21 protein-coding genes are annotated in these 23,234 nt (G+C 31.4%); all 21 read left to right on the top strand.

Annotated features, from left to right (window positions below):
- The first annotated feature begins 12 nt into the window (after positions 1–12).
- The 21 genes from RT714_RS02410 to rlmD all read left to right on the top strand — a co-directional run bounded on the left by RT714_RS02410 (position 13) and on the right by rlmD (position 23,055).
- Positions 13–1,023 (top strand): aldo/keto reductase, encoded by a 1,011-nt coding sequence (locus RT714_RS02410; RefSeq protein ID WP_313756018.1) that lies wholly within the window; start codon positions 13–15, stop codon positions 1,021–1,023.
- A gap of 74 nt (positions 1,024–1,097) precedes the next feature.
- Complete coding sequence (locus tag RT714_RS02405) at positions 1,098–2,486, top strand: sigma 54-interacting transcriptional regulator (protein WP_313756017.1); 1,389 nt, start codon at positions 1,098–1,100, stop codon at positions 2,484–2,486.
- 304 nt (positions 2,487–2,790) lie between these two features.
- On the top strand, positions 2,791–3,423 hold the full coding sequence (locus RT714_RS02400) for an isochorismatase family protein (RefSeq protein ID WP_313756016.1): 633 nt from the start codon (positions 2,791–2,793) through the stop codon (positions 3,421–3,423).
- Between the two features lie 163 nt (positions 3,424–3,586).
- Positions 3,587–4,285 (top strand): DUF5058 family protein, encoded by a 699-nt coding sequence (locus tag RT714_RS02395; protein ID WP_313756015.1) that lies wholly within the window; start codon positions 3,587–3,589, stop codon positions 4,283–4,285.
- An 18-nt stretch (positions 4,286–4,303) separates the two neighbouring features.
- Positions 4,304–4,990 carry a hypothetical protein gene (locus RT714_RS02390; RefSeq protein ID WP_313756014.1) on the top strand — a complete coding sequence of 229 codons (687 nt, stop codon included), beginning with the start codon at positions 4,304–4,306 and terminating at the stop codon, positions 4,988–4,990.
- Between the two features lie 8 nt (positions 4,991–4,998).
- The gene (locus RT714_RS02385) at positions 4,999–5,295 is read left to right on the top strand and encodes a hypothetical protein (protein ID WP_313756013.1); all 297 of its coding nucleotides are present in this window, start codon (positions 4,999–5,001) and stop codon (positions 5,293–5,295) included.
- Between the two features lie 152 nt (positions 5,296–5,447).
- Complete coding sequence (locus tag RT714_RS02380; protein ID WP_313756012.1) at positions 5,448–6,089, top strand: GntR family transcriptional regulator; 642 nt, start codon at positions 5,448–5,450, stop codon at positions 6,087–6,089.
- A 189-nt stretch (positions 6,090–6,278) separates the two neighbouring features.
- Complete coding sequence (gene grdA / locus RT714_RS02375) at positions 6,279–6,752, top strand: glycine/sarcosine/betaine reductase complex selenoprotein A (RefSeq protein ID WP_313756011.1); 474 nt, start codon at positions 6,279–6,281, stop codon at positions 6,750–6,752.
- 56 nt (positions 6,753–6,808) lie between these two features.
- Positions 6,809–7,192 carry a GrdX family protein gene (locus RT714_RS02370; RefSeq protein ID WP_313756010.1) on the top strand — a complete coding sequence of 128 codons (384 nt, stop codon included), beginning with the start codon at positions 6,809–6,811 and terminating at the stop codon, positions 7,190–7,192.
- A 30-nt stretch (positions 7,193–7,222) separates the two neighbouring features.
- Positions 7,223–8,509: a glycine/sarcosine/betaine reductase component B subunit gene (locus RT714_RS02365; RefSeq protein ID WP_313756009.1), complete on the top strand. Its 1,287-nt coding sequence runs from the start codon at positions 7,223–7,225 to the stop codon at positions 8,507–8,509.
- Between the two features lie 24 nt (positions 8,510–8,533).
- Positions 8,534–9,835, top strand: a complete 1,302-nt coding sequence (locus RT714_RS02360) for a glycine/betaine/sarcosine/D-proline family reductase selenoprotein B (RefSeq protein WP_313756008.1) — start codon at positions 8,534–8,536, stop codon at positions 9,833–9,835.
- A 117-nt stretch (positions 9,836–9,952) separates the two neighbouring features.
- Positions 9,953–11,305 carry a sodium-dependent transporter gene (locus RT714_RS02355; protein ID WP_313756007.1) on the top strand — a complete coding sequence of 451 codons (1,353 nt, stop codon included), beginning with the start codon at positions 9,953–9,955 and terminating at the stop codon, positions 11,303–11,305.
- A 160-nt stretch (positions 11,306–11,465) separates the two neighbouring features.
- The gene (locus RT714_RS02350) at positions 11,466–12,839 is read left to right on the top strand and encodes an MATE family efflux transporter (RefSeq protein ID WP_313756006.1); all 1,374 of its coding nucleotides are present in this window, start codon (positions 11,466–11,468) and stop codon (positions 12,837–12,839) included.
- 272 nt (positions 12,840–13,111) lie between these two features.
- A complete protein-coding gene (locus tag RT714_RS02345; protein WP_313756005.1) occupies positions 13,112–13,705 on the top strand; it encodes a polysaccharide deacetylase family protein in 594 nt (197 codons plus the stop codon).
- Positions 13,706–13,839: 134 nt separating this feature from the next.
- Positions 13,840–15,726 carry an ABC-F family ATP-binding cassette domain-containing protein gene (locus RT714_RS02340; protein WP_313756004.1) on the top strand — a complete coding sequence of 629 codons (1,887 nt, stop codon included), beginning with the start codon at positions 13,840–13,842 and terminating at the stop codon, positions 15,724–15,726.
- Between the two features lie 16 nt (positions 15,727–15,742).
- Positions 15,743–17,926, top strand: a complete 2,184-nt coding sequence (locus RT714_RS02335; protein WP_313756003.1) for a DNA topoisomerase III — start codon at positions 15,743–15,745, stop codon at positions 17,924–17,926.
- Positions 17,927–18,068: 142 nt separating this feature from the next.
- Complete coding sequence (locus RT714_RS02330; protein WP_313756002.1) at positions 18,069–19,724, top strand: phosphoenolpyruvate carboxykinase (ATP); 1,656 nt, start codon at positions 18,069–18,071, stop codon at positions 19,722–19,724.
- Between the two features lie 114 nt (positions 19,725–19,838).
- Entirely contained in the window at positions 19,839–20,672 is an 834-nt protein-coding gene (locus RT714_RS02325; protein ID WP_313756001.1) for a S1-like domain-containing RNA-binding protein, read from the top strand.
- A gap of 23 nt (positions 20,673–20,695) precedes the next feature.
- A complete protein-coding gene (locus RT714_RS02320; protein WP_313756000.1) occupies positions 20,696–21,226 on the top strand; it encodes a hypothetical protein in 531 nt (176 codons plus the stop codon).
- Positions 21,227–21,247: 21 nt separating this feature from the next.
- Complete coding sequence (locus tag RT714_RS02315; protein ID WP_313755999.1) at positions 21,248–21,568, top strand: putative heavy metal-binding protein; 321 nt, start codon at positions 21,248–21,250, stop codon at positions 21,566–21,568.
- A gap of 137 nt (positions 21,569–21,705) precedes the next feature.
- Positions 21,706–23,055, top strand: coding sequence for a 23S rRNA (uracil(1939)-C(5))-methyltransferase RlmD (gene rlmD, locus RT714_RS02310; protein WP_313755998.1), 1,350 nt, complete (start codon positions 21,706–21,708; stop codon positions 23,053–23,055).
- Positions 23,056–23,234: the final 179 nt, after the last annotated feature.

Raw genomic sequence — 23,234 nt, 5'->3', positions numbered from 1 at the left:
GGGGGTATTAAATTGGAAAAGAGAACACTAGGAAAAACTAATCTAGAAGTATCTACAATTGGATTTGGAGGAATTCCTATACAAAGAGTAGATAATGAGATGGCGGTTAAGCTGATTCAAGAATCATATAATAGAGGGATAAACTTTATAGATACTGCTAGAGGGTATAATCAATCTGAATCTTTAATAGGTGAAGCATTAGAAAAAGTAGGCAGGGATAAATTTGTTTTAGCAACAAAATCTATGAAAAGAGATTATAATGGAATACTTGAAGAATTAAGTATAAGCTTAAAAAATCTTAGAACTGATTATATAGACTTATTTCAATTTCATAATATTAGAAGTTTTGAAGAATTAGATTTTATTTTAAGTGAAAATGGTGGACTTAAAGCGCTAAAAGAAGTTAAAGAGAAAGGTGTAATAAAAGAAATAGGAATAACATCCCATAGTCCAGAAATTTTAGATAAAGCTATAGATACAGGAGAATTTTCAACAATACAATGTCCATATAATCCTGTGGAACGTCAAGCAGAAGAAGTATTTAAAAAAGCTAAGGAAATGAACATCGGAGTAATAGTTATGAAACCATTGGCAGGAGGTGCAATTACCAATGGAGAATTGTCCCTTAGATTCATAGTGGACAATCCTAATATATCCGTAGTTATTCCAGGAATGGATACATTAGAACAAGTAAGTTCTAATGCATCTGTAGGCATAAATAAAAGGAAATTAACAGCTGAAGAAGAGGAAATATTACGTGGAGAGTCAAATTCATTAGGCTCTCAATTTTGCAGACGATGCGGCTATTGTTTACCATGTCCTCAAGGCATAGATATACCAGTGCAATTTTTAATGGAGGGTTATTATACTAGATATGATCTAAAGGATTGGGCTAAATCACGATATGATGCAATGGAAAAAAGGGCAGTGCATTGTGTAGAATGTGGTCTATGTGAGACTAAATGTCCTTATAATCTTCCAATAAGGAAGATGCTTAAAAATGTAGTAGAAAAGTTAGGATAGTTAAATTTCAATAACTTCACTTTTTGATGTCAAAAAGTGAAGTTATTGTTATAGATAGATGGAGGGAGATAGCTATGGATATAAATATATTAATGTCAGCTATGGAGTTTTCATCAGATGGTATACTTATTTCGGATATTGAAGGAAATGTTACTTATGTAAATACAGCCTATGAAACCACTACAGGTTTGAAAAAAAAGGATATTCTTGGTAAAAATCTACAAGATTTATTAGAAGAAGGTATAATAAATAAAGCTGCTTCTCTATCTGTGTTAAAGGATGAGAAACCAGTATCATTAATTCATAAATATGTAACTGGTAAATCTGCTTTAACTACAGCTAATCCGATATATGATGAAAGTAAGTCTTTAGTAGGAGTTGTATGTAATACAAGAAATATTACAGAATTAGTTCATTTAAGAAATGAATTGATTGAAACTAAAATACTTACAAAAAAATATACCCATGAGATTAAAATCTTAAGAGAGCAAGCACTATATCATGAAGGTTTTATTTATGTAAGTGAAATTATGAAAAAAACCATAAAACTTGCCTCTAAGGCAGCTGTTTTCGATAGTACAGTTTTGATATATGGTGAGTCAGGCACAGGAAAGGAAGTGTTGGCTAAGTTTATTCATAATGAAAGTCCAAGAAAAAATGAAGCTTTTATAAGAGTAAACTGTGCAGCGATACCAAAAGAACTATTTGAATCTGAGTTATTTGGTTATATGGAGGGTTCCTTTACAGGTGCCTCAAAAGAAGGAAAGCCGGGTATGTTTGAGTTGGCTAATAATGGTACTATATTATTAGACGAAATTGGAGAGTTACCTTTGCCAGTACAATCTAAATTACTTAGGGTTCTTCAAGAAAAAGAAGTCTTTAGAATTGGAGCTAAGAAACCAACTTCTCTTAACGTAAGAGTACTGGCGGCTACTAATAAAGATTTAAAAAAGGAAGTTTCAGAGGGAAACTTTAGGGAAGATTTATTTTTTAGATTAAATGTTATTCCAATAAATATTCCCCCTCTTAGACAAAGGGCAGAAGATATATCAGAATTAATTCAGTTTTTTTTAGAAAAATTAAATAGAAAATATAAAAAAACTATGATTATAACTCAAGAGGCTATGAATATTTTAAAGTCATATTCTTGGCCAGGAAATGTACGTGAATTACAAAACTTAGTAGAATACTTATTTATAATGAATATTGGAGATGAAATAGATATTGAACAATTACCACCACAAGTTATTACAGAACAAATACAAAATAACTTTTCCATAGAAGGATTAGAAGTAACGTCAAAACTAACATATATGACAGAGCTATATGAGAAAGCCTTGATATCATCAACACTAAGAAATTACCCATCTATAAGACAAGCTGCCTTAGCTTTAGGAGTTCATTATTCAACTTTATCAAGAAAAATAAAAAAATATGGATTAGAAAATCGAATTTCTGAATAAGAGAGTTGATTATTTGGAAAATCTTATGCATAATTGCAACACTTTGAAAAAATAGTGTCGAATTGAAATGTTTAAATAAAGGGGTAAAACCACTCTTTCATATATATTTGTTGCATAGGTGCAACAAATATAAGAATAATTAATTGATAAAGCCACTAAAATAGATAAGATTAATTGGCATGATATTTGCTTTATATATAGACAAGTAAAACAATTAACAAACAAATTGGCGCCTAATTTGTTTTACATCTAGAAATATTTGTGTGTGACAAAAAAATAATATATTGAAAGGGTGGAGTTATTAATGGATAAAAGATTTGTAGATAAAGGTGGAAAATACGAATTTGATCAAGAATTATTACAAAAAGCCTTTGCAGAAGCAAGTAAGATTTATAAAGAAAGAGGATTCCAAAGAAGAATGGGTTATGGTAAAGCACCAGCAATAACTACTGTAGACATGGCAAAGGCTTGGATGTCAGATGGTCATCCATTTACATGTGAAAATAATAATGAAATCTGTGCTAATGCACTTAAAGTGCTAGAAGCTGCAAGAAAATCAGGGGTTCCTATATTCCATACTACTACAGGTTATGTTGGAAAAGAACAATGGGATTTACCAAGATGGGATGAAAAGATTCCTATGCATACATTAGATATTAACTCTGATTGGATGGAAATAGATCCTAAGTTAAAACCAAGACCAGAAGAGCCAGTTATCCACAAAAAATATGCAAGTAATTTCTTTGGGACTCATTTAGCTCAAACTTTAAATTTCTTAGGAGTTGATACTGTAATTGTAATGGGAGCTACTGCTTGTGCATGTGTTAGACATACAGTTATGGACTCAACAGGACATGGATTTAAGACAATAGTACCTATAGGAACTATAGGAGATAGAGTACCAGGAGTTATTGAATGGAATTTATTTGGATGCTAAATTTGCAGACGTTGAGCCATTAGAAAACGTAATAAAATACTTAGAGGGTATAGATAGCAGCGTATATAATAGATAATCTTAGTAGTATAAATAATTTTTTATTACACTAATACAAAGGGACACTAAAAATTTATTAGTGTCCCTTTACAATAGGAGGGTTTATATGAAAGATTATTTACAGGTAGCTAATGATCCGTGGATGTGGATAATGGCAGTACCCGTAGTTGTATTAACTGGTATACAAGGGATTATTTTTGCTAAAAAGGCATTCCATGTTAGTGAAGTTAAAGTAGTAAATTTAACTAGAGAACAATGTATAAAGGCTTTTAGAGTTGGAGCAGTTTCCGCTGTAGGCCCTGCAGTGTCAGTTTTCATTGTTATGCTTGGAATGATGGCAGTAATTGGAGGACCAATGTCATGGCTAAGATTATCAATTATTGGGGCAGCGCCTACTGAATTAACTGCAGCTACAATTGGTGCTAAGGCAATGGGCATAGAATTTGGTTCTTCTGAATATGGAATTAAGGCATACGCATCTTCAGTATGGACCATGACATTGAATGGCTGTGGATGGTTATTATTCTGTGGATTATTTACTCATAAACTTGGTGCAATAAAGGATAAGGTTGCCAAAGGAGATACCCGTCTTATGGGTGAAATTTGTGGTGCAGCTATTTTAGGAACATCAGGATATCTTTTAACAGGACATTTGTTAGCAGGAGGAGCTAGACTTTGGGCTGGAGTTGCAGCAGCTATTTCAATGGTTATATTAGAAATTGTTTCTGATAAAGTCCCCAAATTAAAAGAATACAACTTAGGTTTAGCTATGATAGTTGGCATGATAGTAGCAGCTGTAATTTAGTTAATTGGAGGTGTTTTTATGGATAATAGCTCTAAAAAAAATTTCGATGATATTTTCACTAAAGAAATTATAAAAGCAGGTAAGTGGACTTTGTTACTAGCTATACCTTTTTGTTTTTTCCCTCCATTGTATTTATGGATAAGATATGGAGCCATACCAGATGTAAAGACAATTTTAACAGGATGGTTCTTAATAGCATCTATTTATGGTGCAGAATATTTTGTAACACCTATTTCTTATTTTCCAATATTAGGGGTATCGGGTACTTATATGGCATTTTTGTCAGGTAACATTGCAAACATGAGGGTTCCTTGTGCAGTTGTAGCGCAGGATGTCCTTGGAGTCGAATCTGGAACTCCAGAAGCTGAAATAGTAGCAACATTGGGAATGGCTGGGTCAATAATAACTAATATTATAGTTGTTACTATAGCAGCTTTTGCTGGAAAAACATTATTTAATTACTTTCCACCTATAGTTATAGAAGCTTTAGATTTCGTTTTACCATCAATATTTGGAGCATTGTTTGCATTATTTGCAGTTAAATATCCGAAGTATGGAGTTTTTGGTATTTCTATAGCTGCTGTTTTATTAGGTGTTGTAAAAGTAATACCAACTATTCTATTGGTTCCAATATGTGTATTTAGTACAATTGGTTTTTCAATGTATTCTTATAAGAAAAAGTGTAGAAAAATAAATGAAGAATAGGTGTTAAAGTGAAAAAATATTTAGGTAGCCCTATTTCAATAGGAATAACAGCTATTACATTAGTACTAATAGTTTTTGTCCTAACCTTTGCTATGATAACTCTACGAGGCATTCCAATTTTTTTTACAGCTGAAGTTACTTTTATAGGCTGTGCAAATTACTTTGCAACTGGGAGCTTGTTTGATGCAGTAGTTTTGACATCTATGAGCTTAGTCCTTGGTGTAATATCTATAACAATATCAGGATTTCTTGATTCTATAGTACTTAAGGATGGGAAAATTATTTTAAAAGAATGTCTGAAATAAACAATAACTGCCCTCAATTTTAAAGTTTGAAGGGCAGTTATTATCTCAGTAATATAAATATAACAATATATTAAATCTTTCTATTTGATTATTTTACGATTAACCAATATAATAATACTTAATAATAACTTTAAGTAAGGGGTATGACGACAATGAGTGATAGCAAATTAGATACAGATGATATATATGAAATATTGAAGAGTAGGATTATTCATCTTGAATACGAGCCTGGACAAGTTTTGAATGAAGTCGATGTAGCAGATGAATTTAATATGAGTAGAACACCAATTAGAAGGGTGTTTCAGTTATTACATGGAGATAAACTTTTAAATATTGTACCAAGATTTGGTGCACAAGTAACTCCAATTGATTTTAAGCAGATGAAACATATATTTGAAGTCACAAGAGAACTAGATCCATTTGCAGCTAGACTTGCAGTTGAAAGGATAAGTAATGAGAATCTTGTTGAACTTGAGGAAATAATATCTAGACTTAAGAGTTATGATATAAATAAAGATTATCAAAATGCTATTAATGATGATGAAAGATTCCATGATATTATATTTACAAGTTGTGGGAACCCCTGGTTACAAGAAATATTAACATCACTACATTATCATACAGAAAGATTATGGCATTATTGTGAGCAGTATTTTGATAGTATTGAACTTTTTAGCCATACTTTGGGAAAGGTATTAGAGGCAATAAAGGAAAAAGATTTGGATAAAGCAGAAAAATATGCTAGGGAGCATATAGATGAGTTTGTTCTTAAAATAAAAAAAGAAATGTTATAGAAATTTTTAAAAAGCTCTAATTTTAGGTGATTTTGGTCATTTAAAATTAGAGCTTTTAATATTTTTTGAAATTTACTTATGATTTTGTTAAAATACACTTGAAATACAATTAAAAAACATATACAATGTAATAAAGAAACAAGAGAAAAACACTTAACAAACAAGACCAAAAAGAAAGGAAGTGGCAAGGTGTCAATTTTTAACGATAGCACAAAAGTTATCATTATTGGAGACAGAGATGGTATACCAGGACCAGCTATGGAAGAATGTATAAAGACCACTCCTGCAGAAGTAGTATTTTCAGCAACTGAATGTTTTGTCTGAACAGCTGCAGGTGCAATGGACTTAGAAAATCAAAAAAGGGTTAAAGATTTAACTGAAAAATACGGTGCAGAAAATATGCTAGTATTAATCGGTGGTGCAGAAGCTGAATCGGCAGGATTAGCAGCTGAAACAGTTACAGCAGGAGACCCAACTTTTGCAGGTCCATTAGCAGGAGTTCCGTTGGGACTTAAAGTATATCATGCAGTAGAACCAGAGTTTAAAGAGTCAGTAAATGCTGATGTATATGACGAGCAAATTGGTATGATGGAAATGGTTTTAGATATTGATGCAATAATTGAAGAAGTAAAATCAATGAGAGATGAATTTACAAAATTTTAATAATTAATTAGGCAAGTATCAATATTCTATAGGGATGATAGGGAGGAGAAAAATTTATGACGGATAATATGAATTATCAAATAGTAACTAACAATCCAAATGTAAAAGATAGCTATAACCAAGTTGTTTTTGTTGAAGGTAGCTTTGAAGATGTGTTATTTAAGGTTAGAGATTTAGTTCATTCAGGTTTTGAACTTATCAATCACCCTCTAGGAGCAAGTATAAGAATGTTTTTCTCCCCATATCGTTCAATTATAATTGGTGAGAAATTACAAAAGATAAATGATATTTATATAGAAACAATTGAAAACAGCATATCAAACTATAAAAAACATATGAAAGTTAGAAAACCAGATATAGTAAATGCTGAAGACTATGCTTTAATTGATAGTGAACTTTTAAAATCCTCATTAGAGGAGTTTAAAAGAATTTATAATTAAAAATTACAAATAAAGTGGAGGTGGCTTTCCTTGAAACTAGAACTTAGAAGAATTCATATTAAAGACATACAGTTAGGAAATGAAACTGTTGTAAAAAATGGAATTCTAACAGTAAATCAAGAGGAATTAGTTAAAAAGCTTAAAGAAGATGATAGAATTAAGGAAGTAAAGCTTGATGTAGCTAGACCTGGAGAAAAGGTAAGGATTATTCCAGTAAAGGACGTTATTGAGCCAAGAGTAAAAATTGAGGGAACAGGAAATGGTTTCCCGGGAGTATCTAGTAAAATAGCACAATTAGGTGAAGGAAAAGTAAACGTACTTTATGGTGCAGCTGTTGTAACTGTAGGAGATATTGTAGGATTTCAAGAAGGTGTAGTTGATATGTGGGGTGAAGGTGCAAAATGGACTCCATTTTCAAAGACTTTCAACCTAGTAGTAGATATTATACCTGTAGAAGGATTAGCACCACATGTTCATGAAACAACTGTTAGACTAGCAGGACTTAAAGCAGCAGAATTTGTAGGGGAAGCTGGAAGAAACGTAGAACCAGATGAAGTTTTAACATATGAAATAGGTAGTCATGATGAGGAAAGTAAGAAATATCCAAATTTGCCGAAGGTTGCATATGTAGAAATGCTTATTTCTCAAGGATTATTACATGATGGATATATCTATGGAGTTAATAGTCAATTGATATTGCCAACTCTTCTACATCCAAATGAGGAATTAGACGGGGCAATAATCAGTGGTAACTGTGTTGCAGCATGTGATAAGATAACTACTTATCAACATCAAAATAACTCAGCAATTCTTGATTTATATGCTCAACATGGTAAAACTATCAACTTCTTAGGTGTAATACTTACTCCAGAGTTAACTACTCTTGAAGGTAAATTTAGAACTTGTGATTATACAGCAAAATTATGTAAGAGCTTAGGAGCAGATGGAGTTATTATATCTGAAGAAGGTTATGGTAATCCAGACTCTGACTTACTAATGATTTGTAAGAGATTAGAAGACTCAGGAATAAAGACAGTACTAATAACTGATGAATGTTCAGGATGGGATGGAATGAGTCAACCATTGGCAGATACAGCTAAAGAAGCAGTGGCAGTAGTGTCTACAGGAAATGTAAGTCATGTAGTTACATTACAACCAGCAGATAGAGTAATAGGAAATGACAAGGCAATTGCAACTTTAGCAGGAGGTTGGGAAGGCTGCTTGGAAGAAGATGGGAGCTTGAAATGCGAGTTGAACGCAGTAATAGGAGCAACATCAGAAATTGGATATCATAACTGTACAGTTAAATTATATTAATTAGCTTGGAAAGGAGGAGGAAATATGAAATTCAAGGTATTATATTATGTTAATCAATTCTTTGGTCAAATAGGTGGAGAAGAACAAGCTGGAATGGCACCGATTTTCAAGAATGAAAATATTGGACCAGCATTAGGATTTAATAGTTTTCTTGGAGAAGAAGGAGAAGTAATAGGAACATTAATTTGTGGTGATAACTACTTTAATGAAAATAAAGAAGAAGCTTTAGAATATATAATGAATGTAGTTAAGGAACAAAATCCAGATATAATTGTAGCAGGACCAGCTTTTAATGCAGGGAGATATGGAATGGCATGTGCTGGAGTTGCCAATGCTGTAGTAGATGAGTTGGGAATTCCTGTGGTTACAGGTATGTATATAGAAAATCCAGGATTAGATGTATGTAGAGCTAAGGCATTAGTTGTAAGTGTAACAGATTCAGCAGCTGGTATGCGTAAAGCATTACCTGTAATGGCTAAACTTACAATTAAATTAATGAAAGATGAAGAAATAGGTCTTCCAGAGGAGGAAGGTTATATTTCTCAAGGAAAAAGACTTACTGTCTTTTCAGATAAAAGAGGCTCACAAAGAGCAGTAGAAATGTTAATAGCTCGTTTAAATAATGAACCTTTCGAAACAGAATTACCAATGCCAGTATTTGATAAAGTAGATCCAGCAGTAGCGATAAAAGATTTAAGTAAAGCAACTATTGCATTAGTAACCAGCGGTGGAATGGTTCCATTAGGAAACCCTGATAGAATTCAATCAGCTAGTGCTCAAAAATGGGGGAAATATGACGTAAGCGGTAAAGAGGCACTTACAGGGGAATATTGTACAATTCACGGTGGATTTGACCCTGTATATGCAAATGAAATTCCTGATAGAATAGCACCTCTTGATATGCTAAAAGAATATCAAAAGGAAGGTCTTATAGGTAATGTATTTGAGTATTTCTATACTACTACAGGTACAGGAACATCTGTAGGAAATGCAATAAAATTTGGTACTGAAATAGGAAAAGAGTTAAAAGAAGCTGGAGTAGATGGTGTTATACTAACTTCTACTTGAGGTACCTGTACACGTTGCGGTGCAACAATGGTAAAAGAAATCGAAAGATATGGCATTCCTATAGTTCATATGGCTACTATAACTACAATCTCTGAATCAGTAGGTGCTAATAGAATAGTTCCGACTATTGCAATTCCTTATCCAGTTGGAAACCCAAATCTTCCAAAGGAAGAAGAATATGCATTGAGAAAGAAAATGGTTGGGAAAGCATTAGAGGCTTTAGCAACAGAAGTGACAGAACCTACACAGTTTGAATAATACCTTACTATTTGGGGGAGGATCTTCTTCTTTATGACACACCTCTCCCAAATGGTAGTATTAAGAGATACATTTACGCAAAGGATTGTTAAGAAAAGAACAAAGGAGTGTGTAAATATGGAAAAGAGGCAAACTGATAATAGAGAAAATTGGGGTAGTAGATTTGGTTTTATAATGGCAGCAGCAGGATTTTCAATTGGACTGGGAAATATATGGAGATTTCCTTATTTAGTAGGAACTAATGGGGGCGGAGCTTTTGTACTTGTATATTTGATAATATGTGTTTTGATCGGTATACCTTTATTTACCATGGAAATGAGTTTAGGTCGCAAGACTCAACTTAATCCAGTTGAAGGTATGAGATCTTTAACTAAGAAAGGTAGCCCATGGGTTTTATTTGGATGGTTTGGAGTTATAGCAGCTTTTATTATTTTGACATATTATATTCAAATCATGGGTTGGATAATGGCCTATTTAATAAAAATGGCATCGGGACAACTTGCAGGACTTGATCCAGAAGGATATAGTCAAGCATTTACAAATTTTACAGCTAATCCATTAGTGGTAGGAGGATTTACTCTAGCTTGTGTAATAATAATAGGGTTAATATCATCAAAGGGGCTTGAAAACGGTATAGAAAAAGCATGTAAAATAATGATGCCTACACTTTTTATAATGTTAATTATATTAGCTATAAGGTCACTTACTCTTCCTGGAGCTATGGAAGGAGTAAAATGGTATTTGAAAGTGGACTTTTCTAAGATAACAGGAAAGACACTTATAGCAGCTTTAGGGCAATGTTTCTTTTCTATAGGAATTGCCAGTGGAGGGGCATTTGTATATGGCTCCTATCTTAAAAAGGATAGTAATATACCATCAGATGGATTAATGATAGTAGGCTTTGATGTATTGGCAGCTTTAATAGCAGGAACTGTAATGTTTCCAGCTATATTCGCCCTTGGATTACAACCAGATGCTGGCTCATCTTTATTATTTGTAACCATGTCAAATTTATTTAATCAATTACCTTTAGGGAATCTATTTGGTGCAATGTTTTTCCTATTAATATTTTTTGCAGCCTTATCTTCAGCATTAGGATATTTAGAACCAATAGTAATGACTGGTACAGAATTATTTAAAATGGATAGAAAGAAATCTGTATGGGTAAGTTTAATATTAATATTTATTATAGGGTTTCCGACTATAATGGCTCAAGGACCATGGAAGGATATATTAGTTGGAGGAAGAAATTTTTTCGATTTTGCTGACTATCTTTCAGGCAATATAATGATGCCTTTAGGAGCATTGATTCTATCAATATATACATTATTTGTTTGGAAATTTGAAAAATATCAAGAAGAAACTAATGTTGGAACAGAAGGATTTATGGTATATAAATGGTGGAAACCATTGGTTAATATAGTTATACCAATAGCTTTATTAGTAATATTTATTACAGGAATATTTTAGACAAGTTTCCAATATAAAATTAATTGTTTTATTTAATAATATAAGTTAGATGATATCATCTAACTTATATTATTTTTGTTTTGCTACTTCTTTTTTGAAAATAAAATGATATAATAAATATATATTTAGCGACTCGAAATATTTAAGAAAGCGGTGGAATATGAATAAGCAAGATAAAACAGAAATGATATTAAAAGGAAGTATTTATAAAGTACTAATTACATTATCTATACCAATTATGATTAATAGTCTTATCCAAACATTATATAATTTAGTAGATGGAATATGGGTAAGTAAAATTTCTTCAGTTCATTTTGCAGCTACGGCATTTGTTTGGCCTGTGAATTTTTTATTTATATCTTTAGGAATTGGCTTATCTATAGCAGGAACTTCTCTTTTATCTCAATTAGTTGGTGGAGGAAAAATCAATGAAGCAAAAGAATATTCTACCCAGTTAATGGCAATTACCATAATTAGTTCATTAATATTTACAGTTTTAGGCTATATAATTAGTCCAGTTGTTGTTAGATTAATGGGAGCCACAGGAGACTTATTTAATTTTAGTAATACATATTTAAGAATTACTTTTTTAGATTTGCCTTTTATGTTTTTATTCTTTAATATTAACTCCATGATGAATGCACAAGGAGATACCATAACACCTACTATACTTAGTGGTATTTCAGCAGTTATAAATGTAGTTTTAGACCCTATATTTATATTTACATTTAATTGGGGTATTGCAGGAGCAGCTTGGGCTACATTAGCATCTAGAGTATTTTTAGCAGTAATTGGTTTTACTATGTTATTTAGCGAAAAAAATAAAATTAAACCAGATTTTAAAGGTTTTAAATTTGATAAAGACATAATTAAAGAGATAGTTACAGTAGGTGTACCATCTACAATCGGTCAATCTGGAGCTGCATTAGGATTTATGGTATTGAATGGTTTTATAGTATCCTATGGAACAGCTACAATGGCAGCTTATGCTATGGTTAATAGAATAACATCTTTAATAATGCAACCATCTATGGGCTTAGGGTCAGCATTAACTGCAATAGTAGGACAGAATATAGGTGCTAATCAAATAGATAGGGTAAAACAAGCCTTTCACAAAGCCCTAAAACTTACTATTATCATAGGAATGTTGGGATGCATATTATTAATAGTATTTGATGAACCTATTATTAACTTTTTTATGCAATCAAAGGACGATTTATCCGTTATAGAATTAGCTTTGGTCTATTTATTCTATACATCTTTATCCATGCCTTTAATGGGTATATTTAGCGTGTTACAGGGACTGTTTCAAGGTTCTGGAAATACTAAATATTCAATGGCTATGGAAATAGGCAGGCTTTGGTTTGTAAGACTTCCAATGATATTATTATTTAAACGTTTTACAGATTGGGGGGCTACTGGAATTTGGTTTTCTATGAGTTTTAGTAATCTCATAATTTGTCTGTATGGGTATTGGGTATATAGAAGAAATGGTTGGCAAAGAAGTGTGCTTAAAACAGAGACTATTTCTTAACAGAAAACCAACTTAAGAAATGATATATTGAAGACCTTATGTAAAAGTGATAAAATAGGTTGGGTAAATAAATAGTAGAAGGAGATGATTTCATAAGAAAATTATGGACTATATTTGTTTTTTTATTTACTAGCAGTGTCTTAGTCTTTTTTGCTAGTTTAGATAAAGTTCCTGTACTTTTATACCATCATATATTACCTGAAGAAGATATTATAAACTATGGTTGGGAAGATAATAACAGTGTCCTAAGTCTTGAAAAGTTTACTGAGCAAATGAAATACTTAAAAGAAAATGGTTATTATACAGCAAGTATAGAGGAACTTGAAGATTTTATGGAGGGGAAATTAAAGCTTCCTAAAAAGACTGTAGTTATAACCTTTGATGATGGATATCTGAGCAATGCTATATATGCTTATCCTATAATGAAAGAATATGAGATGAAAGGGGCTATTTTTTCAATAGGAGAATTAGCAACTAGAGAAAAGAAGGAGTTTGAACCTCAAGGTTTGCAGTTTATTTCTTTAGAAGATATGAAAAAATATAAAGATGTATTTTTATTTGGTTCCCATACATATGATTTACATCACAAGAATGAAAATGACATTCCATTTTTGAAATCTCTTTCCAAAGAAGAAATATTGAATGATTTAGTAAAAAATATAGAATTATTAGATTCAAGATATATAGCTTATCCCTTTGGAGAATACAATAGAGATGCTATTAAATATGTTAAGGAAGCAGGGTATAAATTAGGATTTACAGTAAAGTCAGGATATGTATCTAGATATACTAGAAAATACAAAATTCCTAGAATAATTATAAGCCAAGATATAGACTTAGATAAATTTATATCTTTTTTAAAATAGATTTTCAAGAAATAGCTTTTTCTAAGAATTAAATAAAAAAACAAAAAACGGAGAATTAATTCTCCGTTTTTGTTTTATATACCCAATGTATGTTATAATATTTAGTTAGAAAACTTAAATGAAAGGGTAATATTATGAATCTAATATCTATAGAGAATTTATCAAAGGCATATAGCGAAAAACAATTATTTAAGGATATAAATTTTGGGATAAATGATGGTGACAAAATAGGTCTTATAGGAATAAATGGCACTGGTAAAACAACATTTCTAAAAATTATAGCAGGTATAGAAGAACCTGATACTGGAGGAGTAGTTAAAGGAAATAATGTAAATATAGAATACCTGCCACAGGATATAGACTTTGATCTTGAGTTAACTGTAGTAGAGCAAGTTTTTAAAGGGAATTCTAAAAACATTCAACTAGTTAGAAGGTATGAGGAAGCTATTATGAATGCAAATGCAAAGAGCGAAGAAATCTTAAGGCTTACTCAAGAGATGGATGAAGCAAATGCTTGGGATTTAGAAAGTGAAGCTAAATCAGTATTAACTCAGCTTGGAATCACAGACTTTAATGAAAAAATAGGAAATCTATCTGGAGGTCAAAGAAAAAGAGTAGCTTTAGCATCAGCATTAATAAATCCTGCCGAGTTACTTATATTAGATGAGCCTACAAACCATTTGGATAATACTACAATAGACTGGTTAGAAGAATATTTAAGTAGAAGAAAGGGCGCACTCCTTATGATTACCCATGATAGATATTTCTTAGATAGGGTAGTTAATCAAATAATTGAGTTAAACAATGGAAATATATACTCATATAAGGGTAATTACAACTATTTTCTAGAGAAAAAACTGGAAAGACAAGAGATGGAAACAGCCAGTGAAAGGAAAAGACAATCCTTGCTTAGAAATGAATTGGCATGGATGATGAGGGGAGCAAGGGCTAGGACCACAAAGCAGAAGGCTAGAATAGAACGTTTTAATGAATTGAATGATAGAGAAATAGATTCACCTCATGAAAAGTTAGATATATCTGTAGGAGGAACAAGATTAGGTAGAAAAATAATAGAGATAGAAAATATAGAGAAGTCCTTTGATGGGAAAAAAGTTATAGATGATTTTAGCTACATTGTTCTAAGGGATGATAGAGTTGGAATCCTTGGACCGAATGGTAGTGGAAAATCAACTTTAATGAATATTATTTCAGGGAAACTGGAGTCCGACAAAGGAACAGTAGATATAGGTGAAACTGTAAAAATCGGAGTATTCGCTCAAGAAAATATTCATATGGATAATAATCTTAGAGCAATTGAATTTATAAAAGAGGGTGGAGAATATATTGAAACGTCTGATGGAGAAAAGATATCAGCTTCTCAGATGATGGAGAGATTTTTATTCTCTAAAGAGCTTCAATGGACACCAATAGGCAAACTTTCAGGCGGCGAAAAGAGAAGACTACATCTACTTAGGGTGTTGATGGAAGCACCAAATGTACTTCTTTTAGACGAGCCAACAAATGATTTAGATATAGATACACTGACTGTGTTAGAGGAATATATTGATGAGTTTCCTGGTGCAGTAATTATAGTATCTCATGATAGATATTTATTGGATAAGGTAGTTGAGAAACTATTTGTATTTGAAGGAAACGGAAAAATAGTAGGATATACTGGGAATTATGAATATTTTAGAGAAATATCTAAAATAGAAAAACAAGATATTGTTGTAGAAAAGAAACCAGAAAAAAAAGAAAGGCAAAAGGAAAATAATAAACCTTTAAAATTATCATTTAAAGAACAAAAACAATGGGATGAAATAGATGACATCATTGCAAAGCTTGAAAATGATTTATTAGATATAGAGACTAAGATGACTGAAGCTTCTAGTGACTATACAAAACTTCAAGAACTCTTTAAAGAAAAGGAAATAATAGAAAATAAACTAGAGGAAAAAATGGAAAGATGGCTTTATCTTAGCGAATTAGTTGAAAAGATAGAGGAACAAAAAAGGAATTAAATGAAAGGATGTTTATATGAATAAGATATTAGTTTTAGCAGAAAAACCTTCTGTAGGCAGAGATATAGCGAGGGTATTAAATTGTAAGAAAAAAGGCAATGGGTATCTAGAAGGAGATAAGTATATTGTAACATGGGCTTTAGGTCATTTAGTTACATTAGCTGATCCGGAAGAATACAATAAAAAATATAAGACTTGGAATATGGAAGACCTTCCAATGCTGCCAGAAAGGATGAAACTTGAAGTCATAAGACAAAGTAGTAAACAGTTTTATGCTGTTAAGGAGCAAATGCATAGGAAGGATGTAAAAGAAATCATTATAGCAACAGATGCTGGAAGGGAAGGAGAGCTTGTAGCTAGATGGATTATAGAAAAGGCTAATGTAAAGAAACCAATCAAAAGACTATGGATTTCATCAGTTACAGATAAGGCTATAAAGGATGGATTTAATAACCTGAAAGATGGGAAATACTATGAAAATCTTTATCACTCAGCTGTAGCTAGATCTGAAGCAGATTGGGTGGTAGGTATCAATGGAACCCGTGCACTTACAGTAAAATATAATGCCCAGTTATCCTGTGGAAGAGTACAGACTCCTACATTATCTATGATTGCACAAAGAGAAGAAGAAATCAAAAGATTTGTACCAAAAGAGTATTATGGGCTCACTGCTAACACAAAGAATTTAAAACTAACATGGCAAGATAATAATACTAAGGATACTAAAACATTTGATAAAGCTAAAGCCGAAAAGATATTAGAATCACTTAAAGGTAAGGATGCTAAGGTAGTTGATATAGAAAAAGCTCTTAAGAAATCATGCTCACCAGGATTATATGATTTAACTGAATTGCAAAGGGATGCAAATAGGATATTTGGTTACTCAGCAAAGGAAACCTTATCTATAATGCAAAGATTATATGAAAATCATAAGATATTAACATATCCAAGGACAGATTCTCGATATATATCTGATGATATTGTAGGAACATTAAAGGATAGAATAAAGTCTTGCGGTATAGGACAATATCAAAAAATTGCATCAAAGATACTTAATTCACCAATAAAAGCCAATAAATCCTTTGTAGATAATTCTAAGGTAACAGACCATCATGCAATAATACCTACAGAACAAAGAGTGTTATTATCAGAGTTGAATGATAATGAAAGAAAAATATATGATTTAGTAGTTAAAAGATTTTTAGCAGTGCTCTATGCACCTTTTGAATATGAGCAAACGACGATTAAAACTAAAATAGTTGAGGAAAACTTTATAGCTAAGGGCAAAAGAGTAATATCAGCAGGATGGAAAGAAGTATACTCAAATAATTATTATGATGAAGATGAAGAAGATAATGAGGATCAAAGTCTTCCAGTAATCAATAAAGGAGATACACTAAAGGTAATATCACTGGTGCAAACAACAGGAAAAACTAAGCCGCCAGCACCATTTAACGAAGGAAGCTTGCTCCAAGCAATGGAAAATCCAGTAAAATATATGAGTGATGAAAGTAAAACCTTGAAAAAGATAATAGGAGAAACAGGTGGTATTGGTACAGTAGCTACTAGGGCAGATATAATTGAAAAGCTTTTTAATACATTTTTAATAGAGAAAAATGGTAAGGATATATTTATTACATCAAAGGGAAAACAATTATTAGACCTAGTACCAGAAGAGTTAAAATCCCCAGCATTGACAGCAGAATGGGAGCAAAAGCTTGGACTTATTTCTCAAGGTAAGTTAAATAAAGATAGTTTTATAAAGGAAATGAAGGAATACTCTAAAACTGTAGTTAAAGAGATAAAGAATAGTGATGAAACCTTTAGACATGATAATATGACTAGAAATAAATGCCCTGAATGTGGAAAGTTTATGTTAGAGGTAAAGGGTAAAAAAGGTAAAATGTATGTATGCCAAGATAGGGATTGTGGATATAGGAAGAATATATCTAAGATAACAAATGCAAGATGTCCAAATTGTAAAAAGAAGTTAGAGTTAAGAGGAGAGGGAGAAGGACAAATATTTACCTGCTCATGCGGATATAGAGAAAAACTATCTACATTTAATGAAAGAAAGGCAAAAGAGAAGAACAATATATCTAAGAGGGATGTAGCTAGCTATATGAAACAGCAGAAGAAGGCAAAAACAGAGCCAATAAATACGGATTTGGCAGATGCATTGTCTAAACTTAAGTTTTAGTATAATAACATACTAATGGGATATATAAAGAAAAAAGTATAACATATTTAATAATAAAATATAACATATCTTGTTCCCAATATTATATATATTTGTTATAATAGGATTGAAAATTAATTCAACTATTATAAGGGGGTAAACAATGGCAACAATAGCAAACTATAGAAGAGAAGATATAAATAAGGACAATCCTATCTTTTTTCCTATACGTACTACAATTGAATCTACTTTTTATGGGAACAATGTGGTTAAGGTTTCTTCACTATCAGAGGCATATAAATTAGCTAAAAATTCACCAGGAACTATAGTTACAGATATGCCTGTACATAGGCCAACAGAATTAGGATTAGATGAAGGTTCTAAAATACTTTTATTTAATGATGGTGAGATAACTGGGCGTTTTGCAGGAGCAAGGGTGATAATTGGAGAACACAATGTAGACGAAGGACAGTTTTCGGCTATTGCAAGAGAAGCAGCATTTCATACAAGATATAAGAAATTATACCACGCTCAGGTGCTTATAGGACTTCATGAGGATTTTATGGTAAAAGCACATTTGCTAATTCCAGAAGGATATGAAAACACAATGTATAGCTGGATGTTAAATTTTCAATATATTACAGAGGAATATATGAAGATGTATAAGGATTCTGTTAAATTACCAGAGGGAGATATTTATATATTATCTATTCCTGAATACTATCCTCCTACTCATCCAAATGGATTAGCTCTGTTCGATCCTAATCACAATTGTGCTTTATTATGTGGAATGAGATATTTTGGAGAACATAAAAAAGGAACATTAACACTGGCTTGGGGTATAGCAAATAGAAATGGTTTTGCATCCTGCCATGGTGGAATAAAGAGATATAATTTCCCAGGTAATGAAAAATATACAATAGGTGTCTTTGGCTTATCAGGTTCAGGTAAATCTACGATTACTCATGAGAAGCATGATGGAAAATATGATATAACAATTCTTCATGATGATGCTTATGTAATATCAACTGAAAATGGCTCATCTGTAGCATTAGAACCTTCATATTTTGATAAGACCCAAGATTATCCAACAAATCATCCTTCAAATAAGTATTTGCTTACAGTACAAAACTGTGGAGTAACTATGGATGATGAAGGAAACAAGGTAATAGTAACAGAAGATATAAGAAATGGTAATGGTAGAGCTGTTAAATCTAAATTATGGGCTGAAAATAGGGTAAATAAAATTGATGAACCCGTAGATGCGATTGCATGGTTAATGAAAGATGCTACGATTCCCCCAGTAATTAAAATAAATAATCCTGTACTTGCGTCAACTATGGGTGCTACACTTGCAACTAAAAGGTCTACAGCGGAAAGATTATCTGAAGGTATAGATATGAACGCTCTAGTTATAGAGCCATATGCAAATCCATTTAGGACTTATCCACTTGAAAATGATTATGAAAAGTTTAAGGAGCTATTTGCCAATAGAAATGTAGGGTGTTATATATTTAATACAGGCCATTTCTTAAATAAAAAAATTCCAAAGGAAATTACTTTAAAAATTCTTGAAGATATAGCCACTAAAAAAGCTGAGTTTAAGCAATTAGGGAATTTTTCAGATATTGAATTTATGGAAATAGAAGGATTTATACCAAATATGGAAGATATAGAATATCAAAAAATGTGGGTTAATAGCATTGATTATAGAAAACAATTCTTATTAGATATGGAAACCTTTAAAGGTGGAAGAGATAAACTTCCTAAGGAAGCATTGGAGTTATTAGAGAAACTAGAAAAAGAAATTTATGCTTAATAGTTAAAATAGGGGCGAACTAGGTTCGCCCTTTAAAATTTTCCAAAATTATTGAGATAAAATATTGTTATTGTGATAAAATAGGAGTAGAATGAAATACGAAGGAAGTGAATTATGATTAAGCTTGGTAATGTACAAAAACTGATAATTAAAAGATTTACTTCTGTTGGAGCTTATTTAAATATAAGTGAGGATGCAGAAGATGATATACTACTTCCTAAATCTCAGATACCAAAGGGATTAAAAGTAGGAGATGAGATAGAGGTAATGGTATATAATGATTCAAAGGATAGAATTATAGCCACAACCAATAGGGCAAAATTACAAGTTGGAGAAATGGGACATCTTATGGTAGTTAGTCAAACAAAGATAGGCTCATTTCTAGATTGGGGATTAGAAAAGGATTTATTTTTACCCTTTAGCGAAACTGTTGGTTCAATAGATAAGGGTAAAGAATATTTAGTTGGTGTATATGTAGATAAATCTAATAGAATATGTGCTACTATGAAAATTAAAGATATGCTAAGAACTGACTCTTCTTATAAGGAAAATGATAAAGCAAAAGGGACAATCTATAGTATAAATAGAGATATAGGTGCATTTGTAGCCGTAGATGATAAATATGATGGATTAATCCCTAAGAAAGAATTATTGGGGGCTTATGAAGTAGGAGATATTATAGAAGTAAGAGTGGCTAAGGTGAAGGAAGATGGAAAGCTGGATTTAAGTTTAAGAGATAGATCCTATATTCAAATGGATGAGGATGCAAAAGCAATCCTATCAAAATTAAAAGAAAAATCTGGATTTCTACCTTTAAGTGATAATAGTCCTCCAGAGATTATAAAAAAAGAATTAAGTATGAGTAAATCAGGATTTAAAAGAGCAATAGGCAGGTTATATAAGGAAGGTATTATTACAATAGAAAATAATGGAATTAAGCTAAAATAGTTAAAGAATAGGAGTCGATTTAAATGGTAAAGACAATAAAAATTAATTTTGATACAGTAGAGATGATGCTTTTTATTTGGCAATCAATTGCCGATAAAGAGAAGGTAGTAGATTCATTTTTTATAGAATTGGCAAATAAAGAAGAAATGAAATATCTATATAATTCAGATTTTAATGAGGATTCTGTAAGAAAAGTATTATCAGCAATATCAAATAGAGAGCTTCTAAATAATTCAACAAAACAAGAAAGAAAGTTTTGGAACAATAATATGTGGATGTTGGAAGATTTAGGAAACATGAATAATATGGTTAAACCTGTAAAGACTTTAAACTTAGACGATGTAAAAGAAAAATTAAGTGGAGAAACAAAATTTGAAGAATTAGAAGTAATATTTATACCAGGTCATGAAGCGGAATATTATATAGATGAAAATAAATTAGTAATTAATTTCTTTAGATTAATGGTAGACTTTATGGATGAGACTAAAGTAAATATATCAGGAAAGCCACTTAAGGAATATGTAGAAGAAAAATTATTTGAAATGGTGAAATAATAAAACTAGGAGGTATAAAAAATGATAACCACTACAACGCCAACTATTGAAGGAAAAAGAATAGTCGGGTATAAGGGTATAGTTTTTGGAGAAGTAATAGCTGGGGTAGATTTTATAAAGGACTTTGCCGCAAGTTTAACTAATTTCTTCGGTGGAAGATCGGGCAGCTATGAAGGAGAACTTATACAAGCTCGTGAAGAAGCTATTAAAGAAATGGAAACTAGAGCAATGGAAATGGGGGCTAATGCAGTAGTGGGAGTAGATATTGACTATGAGGTATTAGGTCAAGGTGGAAATATGCTGATGGTTACGGCTTCAGGTACAGCAGTAGTTATAGATTAGTTATATAAATACCCTTATTAAAAGGGTATTTATATTTTATAGGGGATAATATTTAAGATAAAGCAGATTAATAATGGATATATTATTTTTTCATAGTGTCTTAATTTTAATAATTTAATATAGATATGGAGGAAGTTATGGGGATTAATATAGGGGATATAGTAAGAGGAAAAATAATTGATTTTACCCATGAAGGTAATGGAGTATTAAAAATTGATAACTTTACTGTCTTTGTTACTGGGGCAATAATTGGTGATGAAGTAGTGGCAAGAATAGATAAAATTAAAAAGAACTTTGCCATAGGATCAGTAGTTGATATCATTGAGCCTTCAAAGGATAGAATAGCATTAGACTTTGATATACCAGAAGCAAGAGGAGGAGTACCTCTTATAGAATATAAATATTCTAAACAGTTAGAATGGAAAAAGAATAAGGTAAAAATAGATCTTGCAAAAATAGTAGGATTAATGGATATAGAAGTAAAAGATACCATTGGTATGGAGTATCCCTTTAGATATAGAAATCATGTGCAAATACCAGTTGGGGAGAAAAATGGAAATACTGTTATAGGATTTTATGAAATAAATAGTAATGATATAGTAGATATGGACAGTAGTATTCTTCAACCTGAAATTGGAGATAGGATAATAAACATAATTAGAACTTGGATGAATAAATACAATATTAGACCCTATGATAAAAAAAATAAAAAAGGAATACTTCGTCATATTGGTATAAGAATTAATAAAGACAATAAAGCTATGGTAATATTAGTTATTGGAAGTGATAGATTACCTAATGAAAAAGAATTAGTAAAAATGTTGATTGAAGAAGATGTAATCAGTATTTACCAAAATATTAATAAATTAAACTCATCAATTACATATGGAAAAGAGTATAGAAAACTTTATGGAGAAGATAGACTTTTAGACTATATAGGAGATTATAAGTTTTATCTATCACCTAATTCCTTTTTTCAAGTAAATAGAATTCAAGCGGAAGTCTTATACAATAAAGTTGTAGAATATTTAGCTCCAGATAAATATGATGTTATCTATGATTTATACTGTGGAATAGGAACTATTTCATTATATATAGCTTCCAATGTTGAGAAAGTATATGGAATAGAAATAGTAAAAGAAGCTATAGAAGATGCTAAAGAAAATGCAGTATTGAATAATATAGATAATACAGAGTTTATAGTAGGCAAAGCAGAAGAAGTATTCCCTAAATTAATGAAGAGAGGGATTAAAGGGAATAAAGTTGTCTTAGATCCACCGAGAAAAGGCTGTGAAAAAGAAGTATTAGAAGCAGTAGTAGAACTAAATCCAGAGAAGGTTGTATATGTATCCTGTAATTCTGCTACTATGGCAAGGGATGTTAAGTATTTAGTGGAGAATGGATATAAGGTGGAGGAAGTACAGCCAGTGGATATGTTTCCTCATACAGTGCATGTGGAGTGCGTGGTAGGAATACAGAAAATATAGAAACAGAATATAATATGCTGAACGGCTTGATTCAGCATAAACACAGAACTATTCATGAATTTACCCACTATCAAAAACATACTACTTTCAATAGAAATGAGAATGATTTTAATAAAAAATTCATCAATGAAGATATCAAAGTCATAATAGGAATCATGAGATAAGAGCAATTTACAGAA

The organism is Tissierella sp. (genome assembly GCF_032104385.1).
Classification (GTDB): Bacteria; Bacillota; Clostridia; order Tissierellales; family Tissierellaceae; genus Tissierella.
The sequence above is the reverse complement of the archived record's forward strand: the minus strand, read 5'-3'. Positions and strand labels throughout refer to the sequence as shown.

Bases quoted from the DNA above. Each gene is read 5' to 3' on its own strand.
- RT714_RS02405 (WP_313756017.1), top strand. From the start codon at position 1,098: ATGGATATAAATATATTAATGTCAGCTATGGAGTTTTCATCAGATGGT.
- RT714_RS02400 (WP_313756016.1), top strand. From the start codon at position 2,791: ATGGATAAAAGATTTGTAGATAAAGGTGGAAAATACGAATTTGATCAA.
- RT714_RS02395 (WP_313756015.1), top strand. From the start codon at position 3,587: ATGAAAGATTATTTACAGGTAGCTAATGATCCGTGGATGTGGATAATG.
- RT714_RS02390 (WP_313756014.1), top strand. From the start codon at position 4,304: ATGGATAATAGCTCTAAAAAAAATTTCGATGATATTTTCACTAAAGAA.
- RT714_RS02380 (WP_313756012.1), top strand. From the start codon at position 5,448: ATGAGTGATAGCAAATTAGATACAGATGATATATATGAAATATTGAAG.
- RT714_RS02370 (WP_313756010.1), top strand. From the start codon at position 6,809: ATGACGGATAATATGAATTATCAAATAGTAACTAACAATCCAAATGTA.
- RT714_RS02355 (WP_313756007.1), top strand. From the start codon at position 9,953: ATGGAAAAGAGGCAAACTGATAATAGAGAAAATTGGGGTAGTAGATTT.
- RT714_RS02350 (WP_313756006.1), top strand. From the start codon at position 11,466: ATGAATAAGCAAGATAAAACAGAAATGATATTAAAAGGAAGTATTTAT.
- RT714_RS02345 (WP_313756005.1), top strand. From the start codon at position 13,112: ATGAAATACTTAAAAGAAAATGGTTATTATACAGCAAGTATAGAGGAA.
- RT714_RS02340 (WP_313756004.1), top strand. From the start codon at position 13,840: ATGAATCTAATATCTATAGAGAATTTATCAAAGGCATATAGCGAAAAA.
- RT714_RS02335 (WP_313756003.1), top strand. From the start codon at position 15,743: ATGAATAAGATATTAGTTTTAGCAGAAAAACCTTCTGTAGGCAGAGAT.
- RT714_RS02330 (WP_313756002.1), top strand. From the start codon at position 18,069: ATGGCAACAATAGCAAACTATAGAAGAGAAGATATAAATAAGGACAAT.
- RT714_RS02325 (WP_313756001.1), top strand. From the start codon at position 19,839: ATGATTAAGCTTGGTAATGTACAAAAACTGATAATTAAAAGATTTACT.
- RT714_RS02320 (WP_313756000.1), top strand. From the start codon at position 20,696: ATGGTAAAGACAATAAAAATTAATTTTGATACAGTAGAGATGATGCTT.
- RT714_RS02315 (WP_313755999.1), top strand. From the start codon at position 21,248: ATGATAACCACTACAACGCCAACTATTGAAGGAAAAAGAATAGTCGGG.
- rlmD (WP_313755998.1), top strand. From the start codon at position 21,706: ATGGGGATTAATATAGGGGATATAGTAAGAGGAAAAATAATTGATTTT.